Source organism: Methanobrevibacter millerae (assembly GCF_001477655.1).
Classification (GTDB): domain Archaea; phylum Methanobacteriota; class Methanobacteria; order Methanobacteriales; family Methanobacteriaceae; genus Methanocatella; species Methanocatella millerae_A.
Genome location: NZ_CP011266.1, coordinates 511,127 through 527,702, shown reverse-complemented (window position 1 = coordinate 527,702; position 16,576 = coordinate 511,127). Strand labels below are relative to the sequence as shown.

20 protein-coding genes and 2 tRNA genes are annotated in these 16,576 nt (G+C 32.5%); 17 read left to right on the top strand and 5 right to left on the bottom strand.

What is annotated here, in order from left to right; all coding sequences use genetic code 11:
* Positions 1-121: 121 nt before the first annotated feature.
* The 7 genes from SM9_RS02005 to SM9_RS01975 all read left to right on the top strand — a co-directional run bounded on the left by SM9_RS02005 (position 122) and on the right by SM9_RS01975 (position 4,598).
* Positions 122-646: a pyruvate ferredoxin oxidoreductase subunit gamma gene (locus tag SM9_RS02005; RefSeq protein ID WP_058738551.1), complete on the top strand. Its 525-nt coding sequence runs from the start codon at positions 122-124 to the stop codon at positions 644-646.
* Between the two features lie 13 nt (positions 647-659).
* Positions 660-902, top strand: a complete 243-nt coding sequence (porD, locus tag SM9_RS02000) for a pyruvate synthase subunit PorD (protein WP_058738550.1) — start codon at positions 660-662, stop codon at positions 900-902.
* A 16-nt stretch (positions 903-918) separates the two neighbouring features.
* Positions 919-2,064, top strand: coding sequence for a pyruvate synthase subunit PorA (gene porA / locus SM9_RS01995; protein WP_058738549.1), 1,146 nt, complete (start codon positions 919-921; stop codon positions 2,062-2,064).
* Between the two features lie 2 nt (positions 2,065-2,066).
* Entirely contained in the window at positions 2,067-2,933 is an 867-nt protein-coding gene (gene porB / locus SM9_RS01990) for a pyruvate synthase subunit PorB (protein WP_058738548.1), read from the top strand.
* An 11-nt stretch (positions 2,934-2,944) separates the two neighbouring features.
* Positions 2,945-3,445 (top strand): 4Fe-4S dicluster domain-containing protein, encoded by a 501-nt coding sequence (locus SM9_RS01985; RefSeq protein WP_058738547.1) that lies wholly within the window; start codon positions 2,945-2,947, stop codon positions 3,443-3,445.
* 10 nt (positions 3,446-3,455) lie between these two features.
* Positions 3,456-3,683, top strand: coding sequence for a 4Fe-4S binding protein (locus SM9_RS01980; RefSeq protein WP_058738546.1), 228 nt, complete (start codon positions 3,456-3,458; stop codon positions 3,681-3,683).
* Positions 3,684-3,755: 72 nt separating this feature from the next.
* Positions 3,756-4,598 carry a fumarate hydratase gene (locus SM9_RS01975; protein WP_058738545.1) on the top strand — a complete coding sequence of 281 codons (843 nt, stop codon included), beginning with the start codon at positions 3,756-3,758 and terminating at the stop codon, positions 4,596-4,598.
* A 141-nt stretch (positions 4,599-4,739) separates the two neighbouring features.
* On the opposite strand, the gene SM9_RS01970 is transcribed toward SM9_RS01975, so the two are convergent.
* From SM9_RS01970 to hmdC, 3 genes are all read right to left on the bottom strand, one after another.
* A complete protein-coding gene (locus tag SM9_RS01970; protein ID WP_058740291.1) occupies positions 4,740-5,630 on the bottom strand; it encodes a PhoU domain-containing protein in 891 nt (296 codons plus the stop codon).
* Between the two features lies 1 nt (position 5,631).
* Positions 5,632-6,543, bottom strand: coding sequence for a hypothetical protein (locus tag SM9_RS01965; RefSeq protein ID WP_058738544.1), 912 nt, complete (start codon positions 6,541-6,543; stop codon positions 5,632-5,634).
* A gap of 74 nt (positions 6,544-6,617) precedes the next feature.
* Positions 6,618-8,117: a 5,10-methenyltetrahydromethanopterin hydrogenase cofactor biosynthesis protein HmdC gene (gene hmdC / locus SM9_RS01960; protein ID WP_058738543.1), complete on the bottom strand. Its 1,500-nt coding sequence runs from the start codon at positions 8,115-8,117 to the stop codon at positions 6,618-6,620.
* A gap of 413 nt (positions 8,118-8,530) precedes the next feature.
* On the opposite strand from hmdC, the gene hmd reads away from it, so the two are divergent.
* The 7 genes from hmd to SM9_RS01925 all read left to right on the top strand — a co-directional run bounded on the left by hmd (position 8,531) and on the right by SM9_RS01925 (position 13,888).
* Positions 8,531-9,544, top strand: a complete 1,014-nt coding sequence (hmd, locus tag SM9_RS01955; RefSeq protein ID WP_058738542.1) for a 5,10-methenyltetrahydromethanopterin hydrogenase — start codon at positions 8,531-8,533, stop codon at positions 9,542-9,544.
* A gap of 123 nt (positions 9,545-9,667) precedes the next feature.
* Complete coding sequence (gene hmdB, locus SM9_RS01950) at positions 9,668-10,666, top strand: 5,10-methenyltetrahydromethanopterin hydrogenase cofactor biosynthesis protein HmdB (protein WP_058738541.1); 999 nt, start codon at positions 9,668-9,670, stop codon at positions 10,664-10,666.
* A gap of 36 nt (positions 10,667-10,702) precedes the next feature.
* Positions 10,703-11,182 (top strand): DUF3236 domain-containing protein, encoded by a 480-nt coding sequence (locus SM9_RS01945; protein ID WP_058738540.1) that lies wholly within the window; start codon positions 10,703-10,705, stop codon positions 11,180-11,182.
* Positions 11,183-11,968, top strand: coding sequence for an SAM-dependent methyltransferase HcgC family protein (locus tag SM9_RS01940; RefSeq protein ID WP_058738539.1), 786 nt, complete (start codon positions 11,183-11,185; stop codon positions 11,966-11,968).
* Positions 11,969-12,667: a Nif3-like dinuclear metal center hexameric protein gene (locus SM9_RS01935; protein WP_058738538.1), complete on the top strand. Its 699-nt coding sequence runs from the start codon at positions 11,969-11,971 to the stop codon at positions 12,665-12,667. It abuts the gene before it with no gap.
* Positions 12,668-12,672: 5 nt separating this feature from the next.
* Complete coding sequence (locus SM9_RS01930; protein WP_058738537.1) at positions 12,673-13,326, top strand: thiamine biosynthesis protein ThiF; 654 nt, start codon at positions 12,673-12,675, stop codon at positions 13,324-13,326.
* Position 13,327: 1 nt separating this feature from the next.
* Positions 13,328-13,888 carry a UPF0254 family protein gene (locus tag SM9_RS01925; RefSeq protein WP_058738536.1) on the top strand — a complete coding sequence of 187 codons (561 nt, stop codon included), beginning with the start codon at positions 13,328-13,330 and terminating at the stop codon, positions 13,886-13,888.
* A gap of 15 nt (positions 13,889-13,903) precedes the next feature.
* On the opposite strand, the gene SM9_RS01920 is transcribed toward SM9_RS01925, so the two are convergent.
* Together SM9_RS01920 and SM9_RS01915 are read right to left on the bottom strand one after the other, a co-directional pair.
* Positions 13,904-13,976, bottom strand: a tRNA-Thr gene (locus tag SM9_RS01920).
* A 38-nt stretch (positions 13,977-14,014) separates the two neighbouring features.
* Positions 14,015-14,097 (bottom strand) — tRNA-Leu (locus tag SM9_RS01915).
* Between the two features lie 178 nt (positions 14,098-14,275).
* Between SM9_RS01915 and SM9_RS01910 the strand changes: the two genes are divergently transcribed.
* From SM9_RS01910 to SM9_RS01900, 3 genes are read left to right on the top strand one after another with little or no spacing between them, the layout of a single operon-like run.
* Positions 14,276-14,443 carry a 4Fe-4S dicluster domain-containing protein gene (locus SM9_RS01910; protein ID WP_058738535.1) on the top strand — a complete coding sequence of 56 codons (168 nt, stop codon included), beginning with the start codon at positions 14,276-14,278 and terminating at the stop codon, positions 14,441-14,443.
* Positions 14,444-14,449: 6 nt separating this feature from the next.
* A complete protein-coding gene (locus tag SM9_RS01905; RefSeq protein ID WP_058738534.1) occupies positions 14,450-15,226 on the top strand; it encodes a hypothetical protein in 777 nt (258 codons plus the stop codon).
* A gap of 12 nt (positions 15,227-15,238) precedes the next feature.
* On the top strand, positions 15,239-16,522 hold the full coding sequence (locus tag SM9_RS01900; protein WP_058738533.1) for an oligosaccharide repeat unit polymerase family protein: 1,284 nt from the start codon (positions 15,239-15,241) through the stop codon (positions 16,520-16,522).
* Positions 16,523-16,576 lie beyond the last annotated feature (54 nt).

Below are 16,576 nucleotides of genomic sequence, written 5' to 3'. Positions count from 1 at the left end.
AATAAAAGCACAATAAGACAAAAATTAAACAAAAATATTGTAAAATTTAATTATAACATAAGATTTATATATTTTGTAATTTATAATGATTATACATGATAAATATATGGAGGAAAATTTAATGATTGAAATTCGTTTTCATGGAAGAGGAGGACAAGGTTCCGTAACCGCTGCTGAAATTTTGGCCAAAGCAGCATTTAAAGACGGCAAATATTCTCAAGCTTTTCCATTCTTTGGAGTTGAACGTAGAGGGGCTCCAGTTATGGCTTTCACAAGAATTGATGATGAGCCAATTGAAATAAGATATCAAATATACAATCCAGACTATGTATTAGTTCTAGATGATGGATTAATGAACGTAGTTGATGTATTTTCTGGAATCAAAGACAATACCGAAGTCATGATTAACATTCCAGAAGAATTCAAAGGATCCGGAGAACATAAAGTTTACAGTATTGATGCAACAGGAATTGCATTAGAACTTTTAGGACGTAATATTGTAAACACAATCATCTTAGGATATTTTGCTAAAAAAACAGGTATCGTAACTATTGATTCACTCATAGAAGTAATATTAGAAACATTCCCTGGCAAAATAGGAGAGTTAAATGCAGAAGCTACAAGAAAAGCTTACGAAATGGGATAAAAAGGTGAGATGAATGGTAACAATAGGATGTGTAATTAAAACACCTGGAAGTAGTAAAAATAATAAAACTGGAAGTTGGAGAACATTTAAACCAATTTTAGATAAAGAAAAATGTATTGACTGCGACAATTGTATTATTTTCTGTCCAGATTCCAGTGTGAACAAACAACATGATATAAATTACGATTACTGTAAAGGATGCGGAATTTGTGCTAACGAATGTCCTTCCGATGCAATCGAAATGGTAAAAGAATAAAAAAGGGAGTGAATTAATGACTAAAGAAATTATGACAGCAAATAAAGCAGTTGCTGAAGCTGCTAGATTAGCTAAACCACAAGTTATTCCTGTTTATCCAATTACCCCACAAACAACAATTTCTGAATATCTTGCACAATATGTAGCTGATGAAAAAATTAAAGCTAACTATGTGAAAGTAGAATCAGAACACAGTGCTATCAGTGCGGCTGTTGGAGCAAGTTCAGCAGGAGTAAGAGTATTTACTGCTACATCCTCACAAGGATTAATGTTAATGCATGAAATCTTATTCGCAGCAGCAGGTATGAGGGCACCTTTCGTTCTTGCTGATGCAAATAGGGCAATTTCAGCACCATTAAATATTTGGAACGACCAACAAGATTCCATTGCTCAAAGAGATGCTGGTTGGTTACAAATTTATGTTGAAAATGCTCAAGAAGCGTTAGATACAACTTTAATGGCATATAAGATTTCTGAAAACCCTAAAGTATTACTCCCATCAATGGTATGTTTAGACGGATTTATTTTAACTCATACAGTAGAACCTGTGGAAATCCCAGACCAAGAACCAGTTGATGAATTTTTACCTCCATACAAACCAGAACATGCATATTTAGATCCAAAAGACCCTATGTCTATTGGTAACTTAGCTGACCCAGATTACTATTTAGAAGCAAGACATGATATGCAAATTGCAATGGAAAATTCAATTGATGTAATTCAAGAAACTTGTGATGAATTTGCAGAAATATTTGGAAGAAAATATGGTCTTGTTGAACCATATAAAACAGAAGATGCAGAGATTATCTTCGTAGCTATGGGATCAATCTGCAGTACCATCAGAGTAATCGTTAATCAATTAAGAGCTCAAGGCGAAAAAGTAGGTTTACTCAAAATCAGAGCATACAGACCTTTCCCTGTCGAAGCTATTGACGAAGCTGTTAAAAACTGCCAAAAATTAGCAGTTGTTGATAAAAACGTTACTTTTGGTATTGGTGGAGCTTTATTCACTGATGTTAAAGCAAAAATCCACAAAGAAGCTTATGGATTTATTGCTGGTTTAGGTGGAAGAGATATCACCCCAGAATCAATCTTAGAAATTTATGAAAAAACCAAAAATCCTGTTAAAGAGGTTACTTGGATTGGACTTAAGGAGGAATAGATATGGATATACCTGATAAAGATTTATTATCCCCAGGACACAGAGGCTGTGCTGGTTGTGGAGCATCAATTGCAGTTAAATTAGCTCTTAATGCATTAGGTGAAAACACCGTAGCTATTTCTGCTACCGGTTGTCTTGAAGTTATGACCACACCTTATCCAGAAACTGCATGGGAAGTTCCATTCATCCATGTAGCATTTGAAAACTCAGGTGCAGTTGCATCTGGTGTTGAAGCTGCATTAAGGATACAAGGAAAAGACGATGTTAATGTTGTTGCTTTCGGTGGTGACGGAGGAACTGTAGATATTGGTTTACAATCCCTTTCCGGAGCAATGGAAAGAGGACACAACATGACCTACATCTGTTACGATAACGAAGCATACATGAATACAGGTATTCAAAGAAGTGGAGCAACCCCATTTGGTGCAACAACTACAACTTCACCACAGGGTGTTGCAAGCTTCGGAGAAGACAAACCTAAAAAAGATATGCCAATGATTATGGCAGCTCATGGAATTCCATATGTGGCTACAGCATCAATTGCATACCCAGAAGACTTTGTAAACAAAGTTAAAAAAGCGGCATCAATCAAAGGACCTGCTTACATACACTTACAACAACCATGTACTACAGGTTGGGGATTCGATGCATCAAAAACTATCGAAATGGGTAGATTGGCTGTAGAAACAGGATCTTGGATATTATACGAAATCGAAAATGGTGAATTTAAAATAACATTCACCCCTGAAGAAAGAAAACCTGTTACTGAATACTTATCAAAACAAAAAAGATTCAGACACTTACAAGAAGAACAAATATCTAAAATCCAAAAATATGTAGACGCACAATGTAGTGAATTAGGATTATAAGGAGGTAAACTATGGAAAAAATTTCCGTAAATAGTAATATGTGTGATGGATGTCTCAACTGTGAAAACATGTGTGGATCCGTACATACTGCACCTAGAATTAAAATCATAGAACATAAGTCCTCCTTCTATGGTATTGTATGTCAACATTGTGAAAGTGCACCTTGTATTAAAATCTGTCCAACCGATGCTATCTCAGATGAAAAAGTCGATACTGAAAAATGTATCGGTTGTGGATTATGTGTAATGGTTTGTCCATTCGGCGCAATGACCTATACAGCAAGCATTGCTGAAAAATGTGATTTATGTGCTGATAGAGAAGAAGGCCCTGCATGTATTAAAGCATGTACCAAAAGAGCTATTTCAATTCTTGACCCTGCAAAAGTTAAAGCTAAAAATCAGCAAAAATTCTTATCCAAACTTGCAGGTGTTTACGAACCTGATCAGAAAAAAGGTGGAATTGTCCACGTTCTTACAAGTCAAGCTAGAGCTAGATTAGTTCTAGAGGAATAGGAATATTTCTATGAACTGTTTAAATTGTACAACTTGTGAAAGTGATTGTCAACTTAAAGAAGTTGACACACCTTCTTTATTTTGTATGAATTGCCAACCATCAGAAGCACCATGTTTAAAAATATGTCCAAATAATGCCATTGAAGTATTAGGCGGAGCTATTACCATTAATGAAAAAAAATGCGACAGATGCAAAGAGTGTGTTGAAGTTTGCCCTATCAGAGCTATCCACATTTAACTAATTTTTAAAAATATTTATAATCTTTTAAAATCAAAAATAGTAATAATTAAATTATACAAGGTTATTATTTTGATTACTAAAGAGGTTATTAGAGATAAAGTTTATGAACTTTACAAACAGGCAGTTATCGTTCTTGGTGATGATGTAAAAAAATCACTTGAAGATGCTCTTAAAATTGAAGAACATGACTTAGCACAATTAAATATTGAAGCTATTTTAAAAAATATTGAACTTGCTGAAGAAAAAGGCATTCCTATGTGTCAAGATACAGGTCTGCCTGTTGTTTTTGTTAAACTTGGTAATGTTGAAGTTGAAAATCTTCGTGAAGGAATTGAGGAAGGTATTAAAAAAGCAACTAGCGACGTCCCAATCAGGCCAAATATAGTAGATCCGTTAACACGCGAAAATACCAACATTAATGTGGGAGATTACATACCTCCAATTGATATTGAATTAATTGATGAAGATTATCTTGAAATTACAATATTGCCAAAGGGATTCGGTTCTGAAAACAACAATGCAATGAAAATGGCATTGCCTGCTGAAGGAATTGAAGGCATTAAAGAATTTGTTGTTGAATCAGTCCTAAAAGCAAAAGGAAAACCATGCCCGCCAACAGTTGTAGGTGTAGGTATTGGAGGAACATCAGACTTGTGTTTAAAATTAGGTAAAAAGGCACTTCTTGGAAAAGTCGGTGAAAGAAACCCTGACCCTCAAATAGCTAAACTGGAACAGGAAATTCTTGATGAGATAAATGCATCAGGAATCGGTCCGATGGGTCTTGGTGGAAAAACAACCACATTAGATGTAAAAATATTAAAAGCACATACCCATACTGCAGGTTTGCCTATTGGAGTATGTATCCAATGCTGGGCAGACAGGCATGCAACCGGAAGAATATATGACAAATAAACAATCAATTAACACCATCACCAATTAATTTTTTTAATAGATGTATGAAACATGTTTTAAATTGATTTTTCTAACAGAAGTATGGAAATTTAAAAAATTACTTTATCCAAATAGCATTTTTTCTTTAATCCATAGGTTTAATTAGTTTAATCTGAAAGAACGAGGAGTTGTTGGTCTTGGAATATTTTCATGAAATTCAATAGCTACATCCTTAATTTCAACTGAAATATCACCAATACGCTCAAATGCTTTAATTACTCTAAATAAATAAATGAAATAATTTGAACGTTCCTTTTCATCAAAAGAATTTTCAGCCATTTGAGTAGCAATCAAATTAATGGCTTTGGACTGAAGAATATGGATAGATTCTTCCAATTCCATTATATCATCATTCAATTCGGTACGTCCTTCCAAAAAAGTAAGCATTGCTAAACGAAGCATTTTTTGAGCGGTTTTATACATTTTCTTTAATTTCTTAAGAACAGACTCGCTAACTTCATAAACATCATTAATAACAAATTTTGCAATGTGGCCGCAATAATCTCCAATACGTTCCAAATCATATGCAACCTCATTATATAAAACAGATTTGGAAAATTCAGGATACTGGTTAATGCTGACTATGGTTTCAACAGAAGTCCTTATCTTTTCAACCATATTATTGGTAGCATAATCCATTTCCAAAGCCTTTTTTGCTTTATTCTCATCATATTCCAAAATTGCATTGAATGAATTTTCAATTTGTGAATGAACATGTTTTGCCATATTATCCAGCATGTCATTAATCAAAAGATTGCCTGAAACATCTTTGGAATTTACATATTGGCCTAATGATTCAGCAACCTTTTCATAATCCTTAACATCAATCATGTAAGCTCTTTTAATTGTTCCATCTTTAATTAACGGTTGTATCAATTGAGTTACATATCTGCGAGAAATACCAAGACGGTCTGCAATTTCATCCTGTGTTGCAGGATTTTCATATAAAATCAAATCCAATATTTCCATCAATGTCTTATTTTTTTTAGCCATATTATCGTTTTTTAAAGTCATCTAGCAAATCATTTGATTCGAATTGAAAATCATCTGATGACTTATTAATATTCTTTATATTTGAATCATAATTATTTCTGGAAGGATTTCTTTGATTAGAATATTGGTTCCTTCGAGTATCCTCCCTATAAGGACTTCTTTGATTAGAATATTGGTTCCTTCGAGTATCCTCCCTATAAGGACTTCTTTGATTAGAATATTGATTTCTGGGAATATCATCTCTATGATAAACTTGTTTCAACTCCAAATCATCAAAATTCTTTTTAGAATATCCGATATTTTTAGGTGTAGGATTATTATCATTAGACCTTGCTGATGATAAAACACTATAAATTACATGAATTAATAATATAAATGCTATTAATGAAATAGGGAAACTTACAAAATCATAAACAACATTAAATGTGTGTGACACTGCACTTCCAACATCGGAAAATCCTCTTGCTAAAAACATTAGCCCCACAATCAATACCACTAAACCATCAGATTTTTTTACATGATTACCCTTTAATATGAATGGATAAATTGACATGACAAGCAAAGAAAATCCTAATATCCTATATAAATTGAAATCAGCAACTCCCTGAATGGAAAGATAAATATTCATAAAGAAATGAGGCAATATTCCCCAATTAGATAAAAATGCAAATATCCATATTAATTGAATTAATGATATGACAACAAGTGGAAATACATAAGCAATATCCCATTCCAAATTGGCTTTAGGAAATTTAACACCACTAACCGGTTTTTCTAAGGCTTCAGAAAGCACATTGTAAAGAACAGATGAGACAACTGAACCGATAATACTCCCAGTAATACCTAAAGCAAAAGTTGTTATGGCAACAAATGCTGAAATACAAGCTACCAAAATAATCTTGGAATGATTCAAATTATCACCTAAAAAAATTAATTATAATAAATGTATATATTACATTTATTTTTAAACATTTAAATATTTTGATTTTAAACAATTGGCAAAGCATTAGGAACTTTCTTTAAAATATTGTTTTTTATTGGAATCATAGTTGATGATACGATGGAAAAATCAGCTTCTTTTGATGCTGAAACATCATCTTTAGCAGGAATAATTGTGGCATTTAACTCATCCTGCAAATTATTTACAGTAATACTTTGAACCCAAGGGTCAGTATCGGCAATGATAATCTCATCAACATTCTTATCCAATTCATTAGCTATCACCCATGATATAAATCTTCCACCATGCAAAGCAATAGTATTTCCCTGTGCAAGGTTTACAATATCATCCAATGTATGTTTCAGTTCAATATTCTTATACATATTTGAACTGACTAAAGTAGCCCAATGAGCATCACCAATAGCATATGATCCTATTTTTCTAGGATAAATATAATCCGGCCCTGCAATTTTAACTGCAGTAGCTAATGCAAGCAAATCATGTTTTTGAACAGGCAATCCCCTGTTAGGAAACTCCTCATTGATAATTTGAATAATTCTTGGAAGACCGAATTTGCCTCTCCTGGCAGTGCCCGGCTCATAACCGCACATATATCCATGATGGTTTTTAGGAAAACCTGTGATAACCATATTTAATCCAGTTCTAAGACCTATACGAACCTCATTTTCATAAGCACCATTAGTTGCAACAACCTTACCCGGAGACAATATCCTTGCTGCAGCAATTGTTTTAGCAAATGCTTCGGTAGTATTTTCACATCTGTTGAATGGTCCTCCTTCCACAACAATAACATCAGCACCTATTTCAATAGATTTCTCAAAACCAGTTATAACCTCATCATAGCCATCACCAACGAACATTATGGATTCTAAACCTTTGCCATATTTTTTAGCTAAATTTGCAATATCCAAAGCTTCCCTTAAAGGTGCTGCATGACCATCACCAGTCTGTTCTGAAGTAACATTAACAGCAACAGATGAAGACAATTCAACCCATTCATCCTTATCTGACTTCTGTTCCAATTCCTTATCGATTAATCTCTCATGAATCCTGCCACGAGGACATTCAGTAAATGCAGGACCTTTATTGTAACATTCACCACCACATCCACTGATATTTTTTGGAAGTCTCATAGCACCATTTTCACCGAAGTGATCCAAATCCAAAGGCACATCAACAACATCATGCACCATTTGCATCACTTCTACACCCCGCATTCCAAACTTTTCTGCAATATCTGAAAATGCATAGGCACAAATGTGAATTGGAGCACCTATCATATCGGCTAACCGACAGTTTCCAAGTAAATCCATCAATTCTAAATCTGAAGCACAAGTTCCTGCTACCACTTCAGTCAAATCACAACCTAATGGAAATCTCTTAAACTGCATCCCCAATTTCATAGTATCCTCTAAAGACAACTCAGAGATAGCATCAACAACAGAAGATACATCTTTACTCTCCATTTTTGAAATTTCAATAGCTGCATCATCATCATGAACTGCTTCTTTTATCAAGTCATACATAAAAATCACTACTCAAAATATTATCTAATAATAAAATTAGTATACAATATATTAAATATATTTTGTTTATCATGCCATGTTATTACTAAAAGTCCATATTAACCATTAAAAATAATAATTAAGTAATAAAAAAAGGCCATATACGGCTTTAAAATATTACCCAATGAAAAAAATACATAAGTATATATATACTTCGAAAACTTATATTAACTTGTTACTACTGCCTATTTTTAGGTATTACTAATTATTTAAATAACTCAAAAAATAGTATTACGAATATGTAAAACATACCAATACTTAATCAATATGTCACATTTAAATAATGGAAGTATGTAGTAAATATTTTTCTTTTAAAAAAAAGCTTAAAAAGAAAAATAAAATTAAAATATATATGTTTTAAGGAGAATTAAAAAATGAAAGTAGCAATTTTAGGTGCAGGATGTTACAGAACTCATGCTGCAAGTGGAATTACCAACTTCTCAAGAGCTTGTGAAGTTGCTGAAGCAACCGGAAAAGAAAACATCTCAATGACCCACTCAACTATCGAAATGGGTGCAGAATTATTAGAATTAGCTGGAGTAGACGAAGTTGTTGTATCCGACCCAGTATTCGACGGAGAATTCACTGTTGTAGATGACTTTGACTACGCTGAAGTAATGGCAGCTCACAAAGCAGGTAATCCAGAAGAAGTAATGCCTGCTATCAGAGAAAAAGTTGCAAAATTAGCTGAAACTGTACCAAAACCAGAAAAAGGTGCAATTCACTTCACCCACCCTGAAGACTTAGGTATGAAATGTACTACCGATGACCGTGAAGCTGTAGCTGACGCTGACTGGGTTATGACCTGGTTACCTGAAGGTGGTATGCAACCTGCTATAATCGAAAAATTCGCTGATGCTATTAAACCTGGTGCAATCGTAACCCACGCATGTACTATTCCTACTACAGGATTAAACAAAATCTTCGAAGACTTAGGAACTGATGTTAACGTAGCTTCCTACCACCCAGGTGCAGTACCTGAAATGAAAGGACAAGTTTACATCGCAGAAGGTTTCGCAGACCAAGCTTCCATTGACACTTTATTAGACTTAGGTCAAAAAGCAAGAGGATCTGCATTCACCTTACCAGCAAACATGGTTGGTCCTGTATGTGATATGTGTTCAGCTGTAACCGCTATTACCTACGCAGGTATCTTAGCTTACAGAGACACTGTTACCCAAATCTTAGGTGCACCTGCTGGATTTGCACAAATGATGGCTAACGAAGCTTTAACCCAAGTAACCGCTTTAATGCAAAATGAAGGTATCGACAAAATGGACGATGCTTTAAACCCAGCTGCATTATTAGGTACTGCTGACTCAATGAACTTCGGTTCATTAGCAGAAATCGTTCCTACCGTATTAGATTACTTAGGTAAAGACAAATAAACACATTATGTAAGTTAGTTGTTGATTTTTAATTAAATCAACATTTTAACTTATTTTTTAATAGTTGAGTCAATTAGCTATTAAAAAATAAGTTACTATTTTTTAAAGAAGTTTGGTGTTAAATTGATTGATGACATATTAGAAAAAGCAAGCAAAAATAAAAAATTAACAGATGAAGAGTTTTTAGAATTATTAAATATAGAAAACGAAAATGATTTGCAAAAACTTTTTGAAACTGCCGTTAATATTAGGGACAACATTTCCAAAGTTATTAAATTAACATCAACAATACACATCACCAACAAATGTCAAATCCAACCTAGATGCAAATACTGCGGTTTTGCCGAAGAGACTTCTTCCAAAGGTTATTATAATGCATTTTATAAATCCGATGAAGAAATTTTTAATGCCGCCAAATCAATTGAAGAGGCTGGCATTCCCAGAGTTAGTTGCTCCGGAGGATATGGATATAAAGGAAAACAAGCAGTTAATGCAACCAGAATTGTAAAGGAAAATACGGATTTGGAAGTATTGGTTAATGTCGGAGGAGATTTAACAGAAAAATCCATAAATCAATTATATGATTTAAACTGTGATACTATCTGTTGCAACCTAGAAACAATAAATGAAGATGTCTATAATGAAGCAAAACCTGGAGAAACACTTCAGCAGAGAATTGATGTATGTCAAATGATAAGTGATACAGGCATAGAATTATCCTCAGGACTGCTTCTGGGATTAGGAGAAAGTGCTGAAGATAGAATAGAACATTTAAGATTTTTAAATAACTTTGATACATTAGGTGAAATACCAATTATGGGTTTTAATCCTTATGAAGACACACCAATGGCAAATCATCCGCCATTCCCATTAAAGGAACAGTTAAAATTCATAGCTGTTACAAGGATAATGTATCCACATATAAGAATTACCGTTCCAACACCGACTGTTGGTCCTAGAAATGTCAAATATACATTAAATGCGGGAGCCAATAATTTAGCTACAGTTATAGCAGACAATTATCCATTAGAAGTGAAAGGAGTAGGATCACCAACTTATGGTAATTATGCAGATGTGACTGATGTGATTAAACAATTAGGATTGGAACCTCAAAAAATATAACATAATCCTATTTTAAAAATAATACATGGTGTTTTTATGGCCTTTGAAAAAATGATTAAAAATGCATTTGATGAATCAAGAAACAATTGCAGATTTGGAGATACACTTGAAGAAATCAAAGAAATTCAAGACTATATTAAAAATGCTGAAAAAATTTATATTCCAAACAAAGATGGTGTCAAAGTTGAGGTTTTGAATAAAGTATTAAATGAATATGGATTGCCTCAAGCAGAGATATTGCAAATTAACACTAATACTGCAGACACCAATAGAATTCCTGCATTGGCCAAAGCATACATGGCACTAGACCAAAGTGAATGTGACCTAATAATAGCCAGAGGTAGATTAGGCATTCCCGGGTCAGGTTCATTATTAATTTTTATTGATAACAAAGGAAGAATATTGACTGCAGGAATGTCCCCATCACATGTAATTCATCAAAAATCACTTGAAGAAGCAGTATATGAAGAGGCTGTAGAAGCTCTAGAAAAGATTGGATTTGAAAAAGTGATTTAAATGGACATTGATACTGGAATCACCCAAGAAGTTTTGACAATAAAATCAGAAATCAAATTAATCGATATTTTCAATAGAATAATAGAAAAAAAATCACAGGCATGTGTTGATTATATTGATAACCTAAATATAAATCCCAATGCTAAAATTACCGTAATCGGCACTTATTTTACAGGCATAGGTATTGTCAAAAAATTAAGTGAAAAATACAATAATATCCTATTAATTGACATTTATCCTCATCTTGAAGAATTATTGTACACAAACATTGGTGGGAAACTAATAAATGATGTGAAATTCTCATCCAATTTAGATTTGATATATGATGGAGACATTGTCATCGACACGACAGGGTTTGGAGGCATTAATGTAGAACAATCATCTGAATTTGATGTGGATGTTTTTTTAATAGAAGATCCTGTAGCTGAAGACAATGATGAACTATTGAAAAACAAAAATAATATTCATGACAGGTTAAATGTTGTCAACTCAAAAAATAAATCAATTATTAAAACAAAAGGAATTGACACCAAAACATCAGGAACAATGACATTAACTATTGGTGTTTTAACAAATGTTTTAAACCAAATTTCTAAAAAAGAGGGTGTATTATACAGTGCTTGTGAAATGGGCTTTTTTGAAGAAGTTATTTTTAAAGAAAAAAATATCGACAAATTCATAGAATTAACTAACAAAAAAGCAGTTAAAGTATCCACAATTAACCCATTTGATTTAGATGAAATAATTTTAGAAGAAATAAATAAAATAGAATCAAAAATGATTTAAATGAAGCTAAATGAAATTATTAAATTTTTAGATGATGAGATGCCTCGTGATTTAGCATTAAGTAATGATAATATTGGTTTTATGGGAGATTACGATTTAAACCAAGATATTAAATCAATAAAAATATTTATGGATTTATATCCCAAAGATGATAATTTTGATGAAAATACACTAATAATAACACATCATCCAACATTATTCACTCCAAAAACTCCAACATTTACCATCCATTCTAACTGGGACATTATCAAAGGCGGTGCAAATGAAGCGTTGGCAAACAAACTAAATCTAGAGATTGTCGAATCATTTGACAAAAAAACCAATATTGGACGCATATGTAAATCCGACTATAAATTTAATGAAATAAAAGAAATAATTTTAGATAATTTCCATGATGTTAATATTGTCAATAAGCCAAAAAATGATAAACCAATAAAAAAAATTGGCATTATCTCAGGATTCGGTTTGAAAAATCCGGATTATATTAAAATGGCTAAAGAAAATAATTTGGACATATTAATATCTGGAGACCTGACACAGGAAACTGCAATACTTGCAATAAATTTAGATTTAACATTGATTGATCTGGGGCATCACAACAGTGAAATTCCCGGTCTTTATTATCTTAAAAAAATTATAGAAAAATTAGATATTGATTGTGAAGTTATTGATAAAAATCCAATCAATAAATTACAGTGATTAATATGGTAGTTGATGAAATACAAAAAATGGAAGACAAACAAGTGCCAAAAGGTAAAATTGACATAATTGGCGTTGGAAGATTAGGCTTAAGAATAGGCATCAACCTGATGCAGGTACATAGGGGCGGGCCAAAAGTAATTGGGGCTTTTGACGGTCAGGAGATATCTGGAGGAGATGTGATATTCACATTATATGGTGCAGAAATTGGTGAATCAAAACCGGATTTCTTAAAAAGAATATGCACTCATGATGAAGAATTTAGAAAAATTGAAAGCCATCCTGAATATATAACAAAAGAAAATATAGACCAGATTAATGGTGATGTTATCATCATTGTTATTGCCGGAGGAAACACAATTTCAACTGCTTCACAAATCGTTAAGCATGCACATAATATTGGTGCTAAAACAATTGGTACTGCAGGAATATTCGGATTCGGTGATGAAAATATTGAAATTAAGGACATTAGCGAATATGACAACAACAACCCTGCTGTTGAGGAATTAAGACAACATGGGATTACAGAAAACCATTTGGTTTTAACAACAAACAAATTAATAAGAGACAATGAACCGGTAACACCATACGTTTTAGATGATGTTGCAAAACTCATTACGATAAATGCATTAAAATTATTAAAAGAGCAAACTGATTAATATGATTACAATAGCTACTGCAGAATGTTTCACCCATGGAAAAATCGGATTGGAACTACACGCCCTCGCCCAGAATTACAAAGGAAATTTTGGAAGCAAATATATAAAAAATTTAGATGAATACGGAGAGTTTAATTATAATGATTTGAGCATTATCTGCAGCCTATTTATTCCAACAATTGATGCAGTGAAAGACATATTAAAAGTTGAAAATCCACCCAAACCAGATTATCTTATAAAAGGAATAAAAGTCTATGACGAAACCGGCGATAAAAAAACAAGCAAGGTCATGGCTGAAGCAGTGATGAAACTTACAAACTGCGATATTGCAATCGGAACCACTGCAGGAATTGGTCATGGCGCCATTACAATCATCACCCAAAACTACCAAATAACAACAATAAGCGATGTTTATAGTGATTTAAGAAAAGTTAATAGTGAAGAATTATACCAAAGACAGATCAGCGGAATAAAAAAGACTATTAAAATAATATTACTCATTTTAAATAACAAAATCAACGAACTAAACACCATAGAAAATATTGAAATTATAGAAAAATAATTTTTAAGAAATAGAAGCCTTAGGGGGGATTCGAACCCCCGACTTCCACCTTACCAAGGTGGCGCTCTACCGGCTGAGCCACTAAGGCATAATCGAGAATATGAAAAAAAATTTTAAAAAATCTAGTGCAGGGGAAGGGATTCGAACCCTCGAAGGCCTATACCAGAGGATCTTAAGTCCTCCCCCTTTGGCCGCTCGGGCACCCCTGCATACACTATAATGTATGTTTTTATTATATATAAATGTTTGCTTTTTATGTGGAAATAAAAGCAATCAACAAATTTTTTAATAAAAAATACTATTTAAATATTATGAAAATAAAATATAACAAATAAGTTATATTTAAAATTATTTTATAAAATAATTAAATTGTGGTGTAGTACATTGATGATTATAGATATGGAAGAATGTGGAATATGCGAAGATTGCATAGACGTTTGTATGGAAGAAGCAATCACAAAAAAAGCATATAAAGTAATTATTGACCCAGACAAATGCGATTCATGTGGAGAATGTGTTGATGTCTGTCCTGTTGGTGCAATTTATGAAGAATGATCAAATATGAAAAAAAGATTTACATTAGTTGATTATGCTATTATAATATTAGTAATATGCGCAATAGTCTTTGCGTTTATTCATGTTACTTCTAATGATGATACAGTCAATGAAAAAACATCTTATGACTCATCAACATTAAGTAAAATTTCTGAGAAATACTTGACATATTACAGACAGGGATATATTGTAAACACTACTGTTCACGGATATAATTCTACAGATGGAAAACCCGTCACATTATCAGGAAACATTAAATGGCTAGATGATGACAGGGGAAGCAATGTGAAAGCTCTTGTTAACTCAAATGGCAGTGATTTTATTGTTGGGCTTTATAATCATGTTCCTAATGCAGATGTTTACATTAATAGTATGACTCTTGAAATAAACGGAGAAAAATATAAAAATCTAACTGAAATTAAGGTCAATCCGAAAAATATCACTTCAATAAATGATTTGATTTCAGGTATTTCAAATGATACAGATTATGAGATTACAACAATAGTAACGACCGATTCTGTTGAAAGTATGAAAATACAAGAAATTTCAAACATATTATTCCAAAAAGATGGAAGAATATCAATTAAAGGATCAAATAGTGGTTTAACTAATCAGATATTCCTAGTCAGAGCAACAGGTTCTGAACTATCTGAAGTGAATAATATTTTAAGCAACTTTAATGGAATTTCAAATGAAATAACAATCAGAATTTATAACTGCAGCGATAATGACATAGATCATATTAAAAACAATTATAATGTCACTAATATCCAAAAATTTTAAGTTGTGTGATTTATGAGCTTCATTTATTCAAAATTAACATCCTTTTTAAATATTATCAATGATGAATTTCATAAATCTTTTTTATTCACAACTATTTTCTCAATTTTATATTTTATTGAAGACCAGTGGGTTAATAGTTTCTTCAAGGGATTATACCCTGGAGAAAATTTTTTAAGTTTCTTAAAAAAAAGTTCAATCATAAAAAATCATATTTTTAACCCATTAATCGTATTAATTATTTTTTCAGCATTTTTAGCATTATCTTTAAGCAGAATTTCGTATAGCTTAACCATAACACTAATAATAGCTTTTGTATTTTTCTTCATTGGTGCCAATATTTTACCAAGATTTTTTTTAAACGACATGAAAAGCGTCATAACATTTAGCAGAAGAGACATATACTCAATTGGCTTTTGTTTAATATTAGTAAGCATTGGATTTTTCTTCATAAGCATAGCATCAGTTGGCGGAATTCCTATTTTAAAACCATCAATCAGATACCTATTAAAACCAGCATTTACAATGCCCGTATTTTTGATAATTCCTGGAACCTGCATATTGGCAAGCGTTTATTTAAAAGACTTTCAGGACAATTTGATTACCCGTTCACAGGTCCGATTCAGATTCCTCGTACTGCTCATAATTGATATTGCACTTTTATTAACTTTAGGCTATAGGACACCACTACTTGCAGCATTACTACTGCTAATTATTTTAGGTTACTATGGAAATATCGTAGCAGTTTGGGAAGTTGTACTTGGAGGATTGATTGGTGTAGGTGCAATAATCGGAATCGGTTATTTCAGATCAATACATGAATTGACTGTAAGCAGTGCAATAGACCCGTTCTATACATTGAAAAGCAGGGCTGACTTTACATTGCATGTTTTGAATTTACTTGACATAATCGGAGGAAACTTTGGAACCACACACGGACAATTGATTGCAAGCACAATACCCGGAAGCGAACTTGGACCGAGAATGATGGTGGGTAAATTAATTGCATGGAGGACTGAAGTGACTATTACACCGACATTAATCGGACAAATGGTTGCAGACTTTGGAAAAGTTGGTGTTGCAGTTGAAATGTGTATTTTAGGTTTCATTTTAGGAATCGGATTTAAAATAATGAGAAAAACAAAAGATTATTTTTATATCGGACTTTATAGTCTTCTTTTAACTTATGCAATATTGGGTGTTGAAACAGGAATACTGGATATTCAGGTTTTATTCTACTTTGCAGTAGCATTTTTCATTTACACTACAATAATTTTAAAATCTATTTTTAATAAGTAATACAAAAATTAAAAATTTTAAGCAACCAGTAATACTTTTTTATTACAATTTTTA

Coding starts and splice junctions, on each gene's coding strand:
- SM9_RS01970 (WP_058740291.1), bottom strand. CDS start 5,630: ATGGCTAAAAAAAATAAGACATTGATGGAAATATTGGATTTGATTTTA.
- hmdC (WP_058738543.1), bottom strand. CDS start 8,117: ATGTATGACTTGATAAAAGAAGCAGTTCATGATGATGATGCAGCTATT.
- porA (WP_058738549.1), top strand. CDS start 919: ATGACTAAAGAAATTATGACAGCAAATAAAGCAGTTGCTGAAGCTGCT.
- SM9_RS01980 (WP_058738546.1), top strand. CDS start 3,456: ATGAACTGTTTAAATTGTACAACTTGTGAAAGTGATTGTCAACTTAAA.
- hmd (WP_058738542.1), top strand. CDS start 8,531: ATGAAAGTAGCAATTTTAGGTGCAGGATGTTACAGAACTCATGCTGCA.
- SM9_RS01925 (WP_058738536.1), top strand. CDS start 13,328: ATGATTACAATAGCTACTGCAGAATGTTTCACCCATGGAAAAATCGGA.
- SM9_RS01905 (WP_058738534.1), top strand. CDS start 14,450: ATGAAAAAAAGATTTACATTAGTTGATTATGCTATTATAATATTAGTA.
- SM9_RS01985 (WP_058738547.1), top strand. CDS start 2,945: ATGGAAAAAATTTCCGTAAATAGTAATATGTGTGATGGATGTCTCAAC.
- SM9_RS01935 (WP_058738538.1), top strand. CDS start 11,969: ATGAAGCTAAATGAAATTATTAAATTTTTAGATGATGAGATGCCTCGT.
- SM9_RS01945 (WP_058738540.1), top strand. CDS start 10,703: ATGGCCTTTGAAAAAATGATTAAAAATGCATTTGATGAATCAAGAAAC.
- porB (WP_058738548.1), top strand. CDS start 2,067: ATGGATATACCTGATAAAGATTTATTATCCCCAGGACACAGAGGCTGT.
- SM9_RS02005 (WP_058738551.1), top strand. CDS start 122: ATGATTGAAATTCGTTTTCATGGAAGAGGAGGACAAGGTTCCGTAACC.
- SM9_RS01930 (WP_058738537.1), top strand. CDS start 12,673: ATGGTAGTTGATGAAATACAAAAAATGGAAGACAAACAAGTGCCAAAA.
- porD (WP_058738550.1), top strand. CDS start 660: ATGGTAACAATAGGATGTGTAATTAAAACACCTGGAAGTAGTAAAAAT.
- SM9_RS01900 (WP_058738533.1), top strand. CDS start 15,239: ATGAGCTTCATTTATTCAAAATTAACATCCTTTTTAAATATTATCAAT.
- SM9_RS01940 (WP_058738539.1), top strand. CDS start 11,183: ATGGACATTGATACTGGAATCACCCAAGAAGTTTTGACAATAAAATCA.
- SM9_RS01910 (WP_058738535.1), top strand. CDS start 14,276: ATGATTATAGATATGGAAGAATGTGGAATATGCGAAGATTGCATAGAC.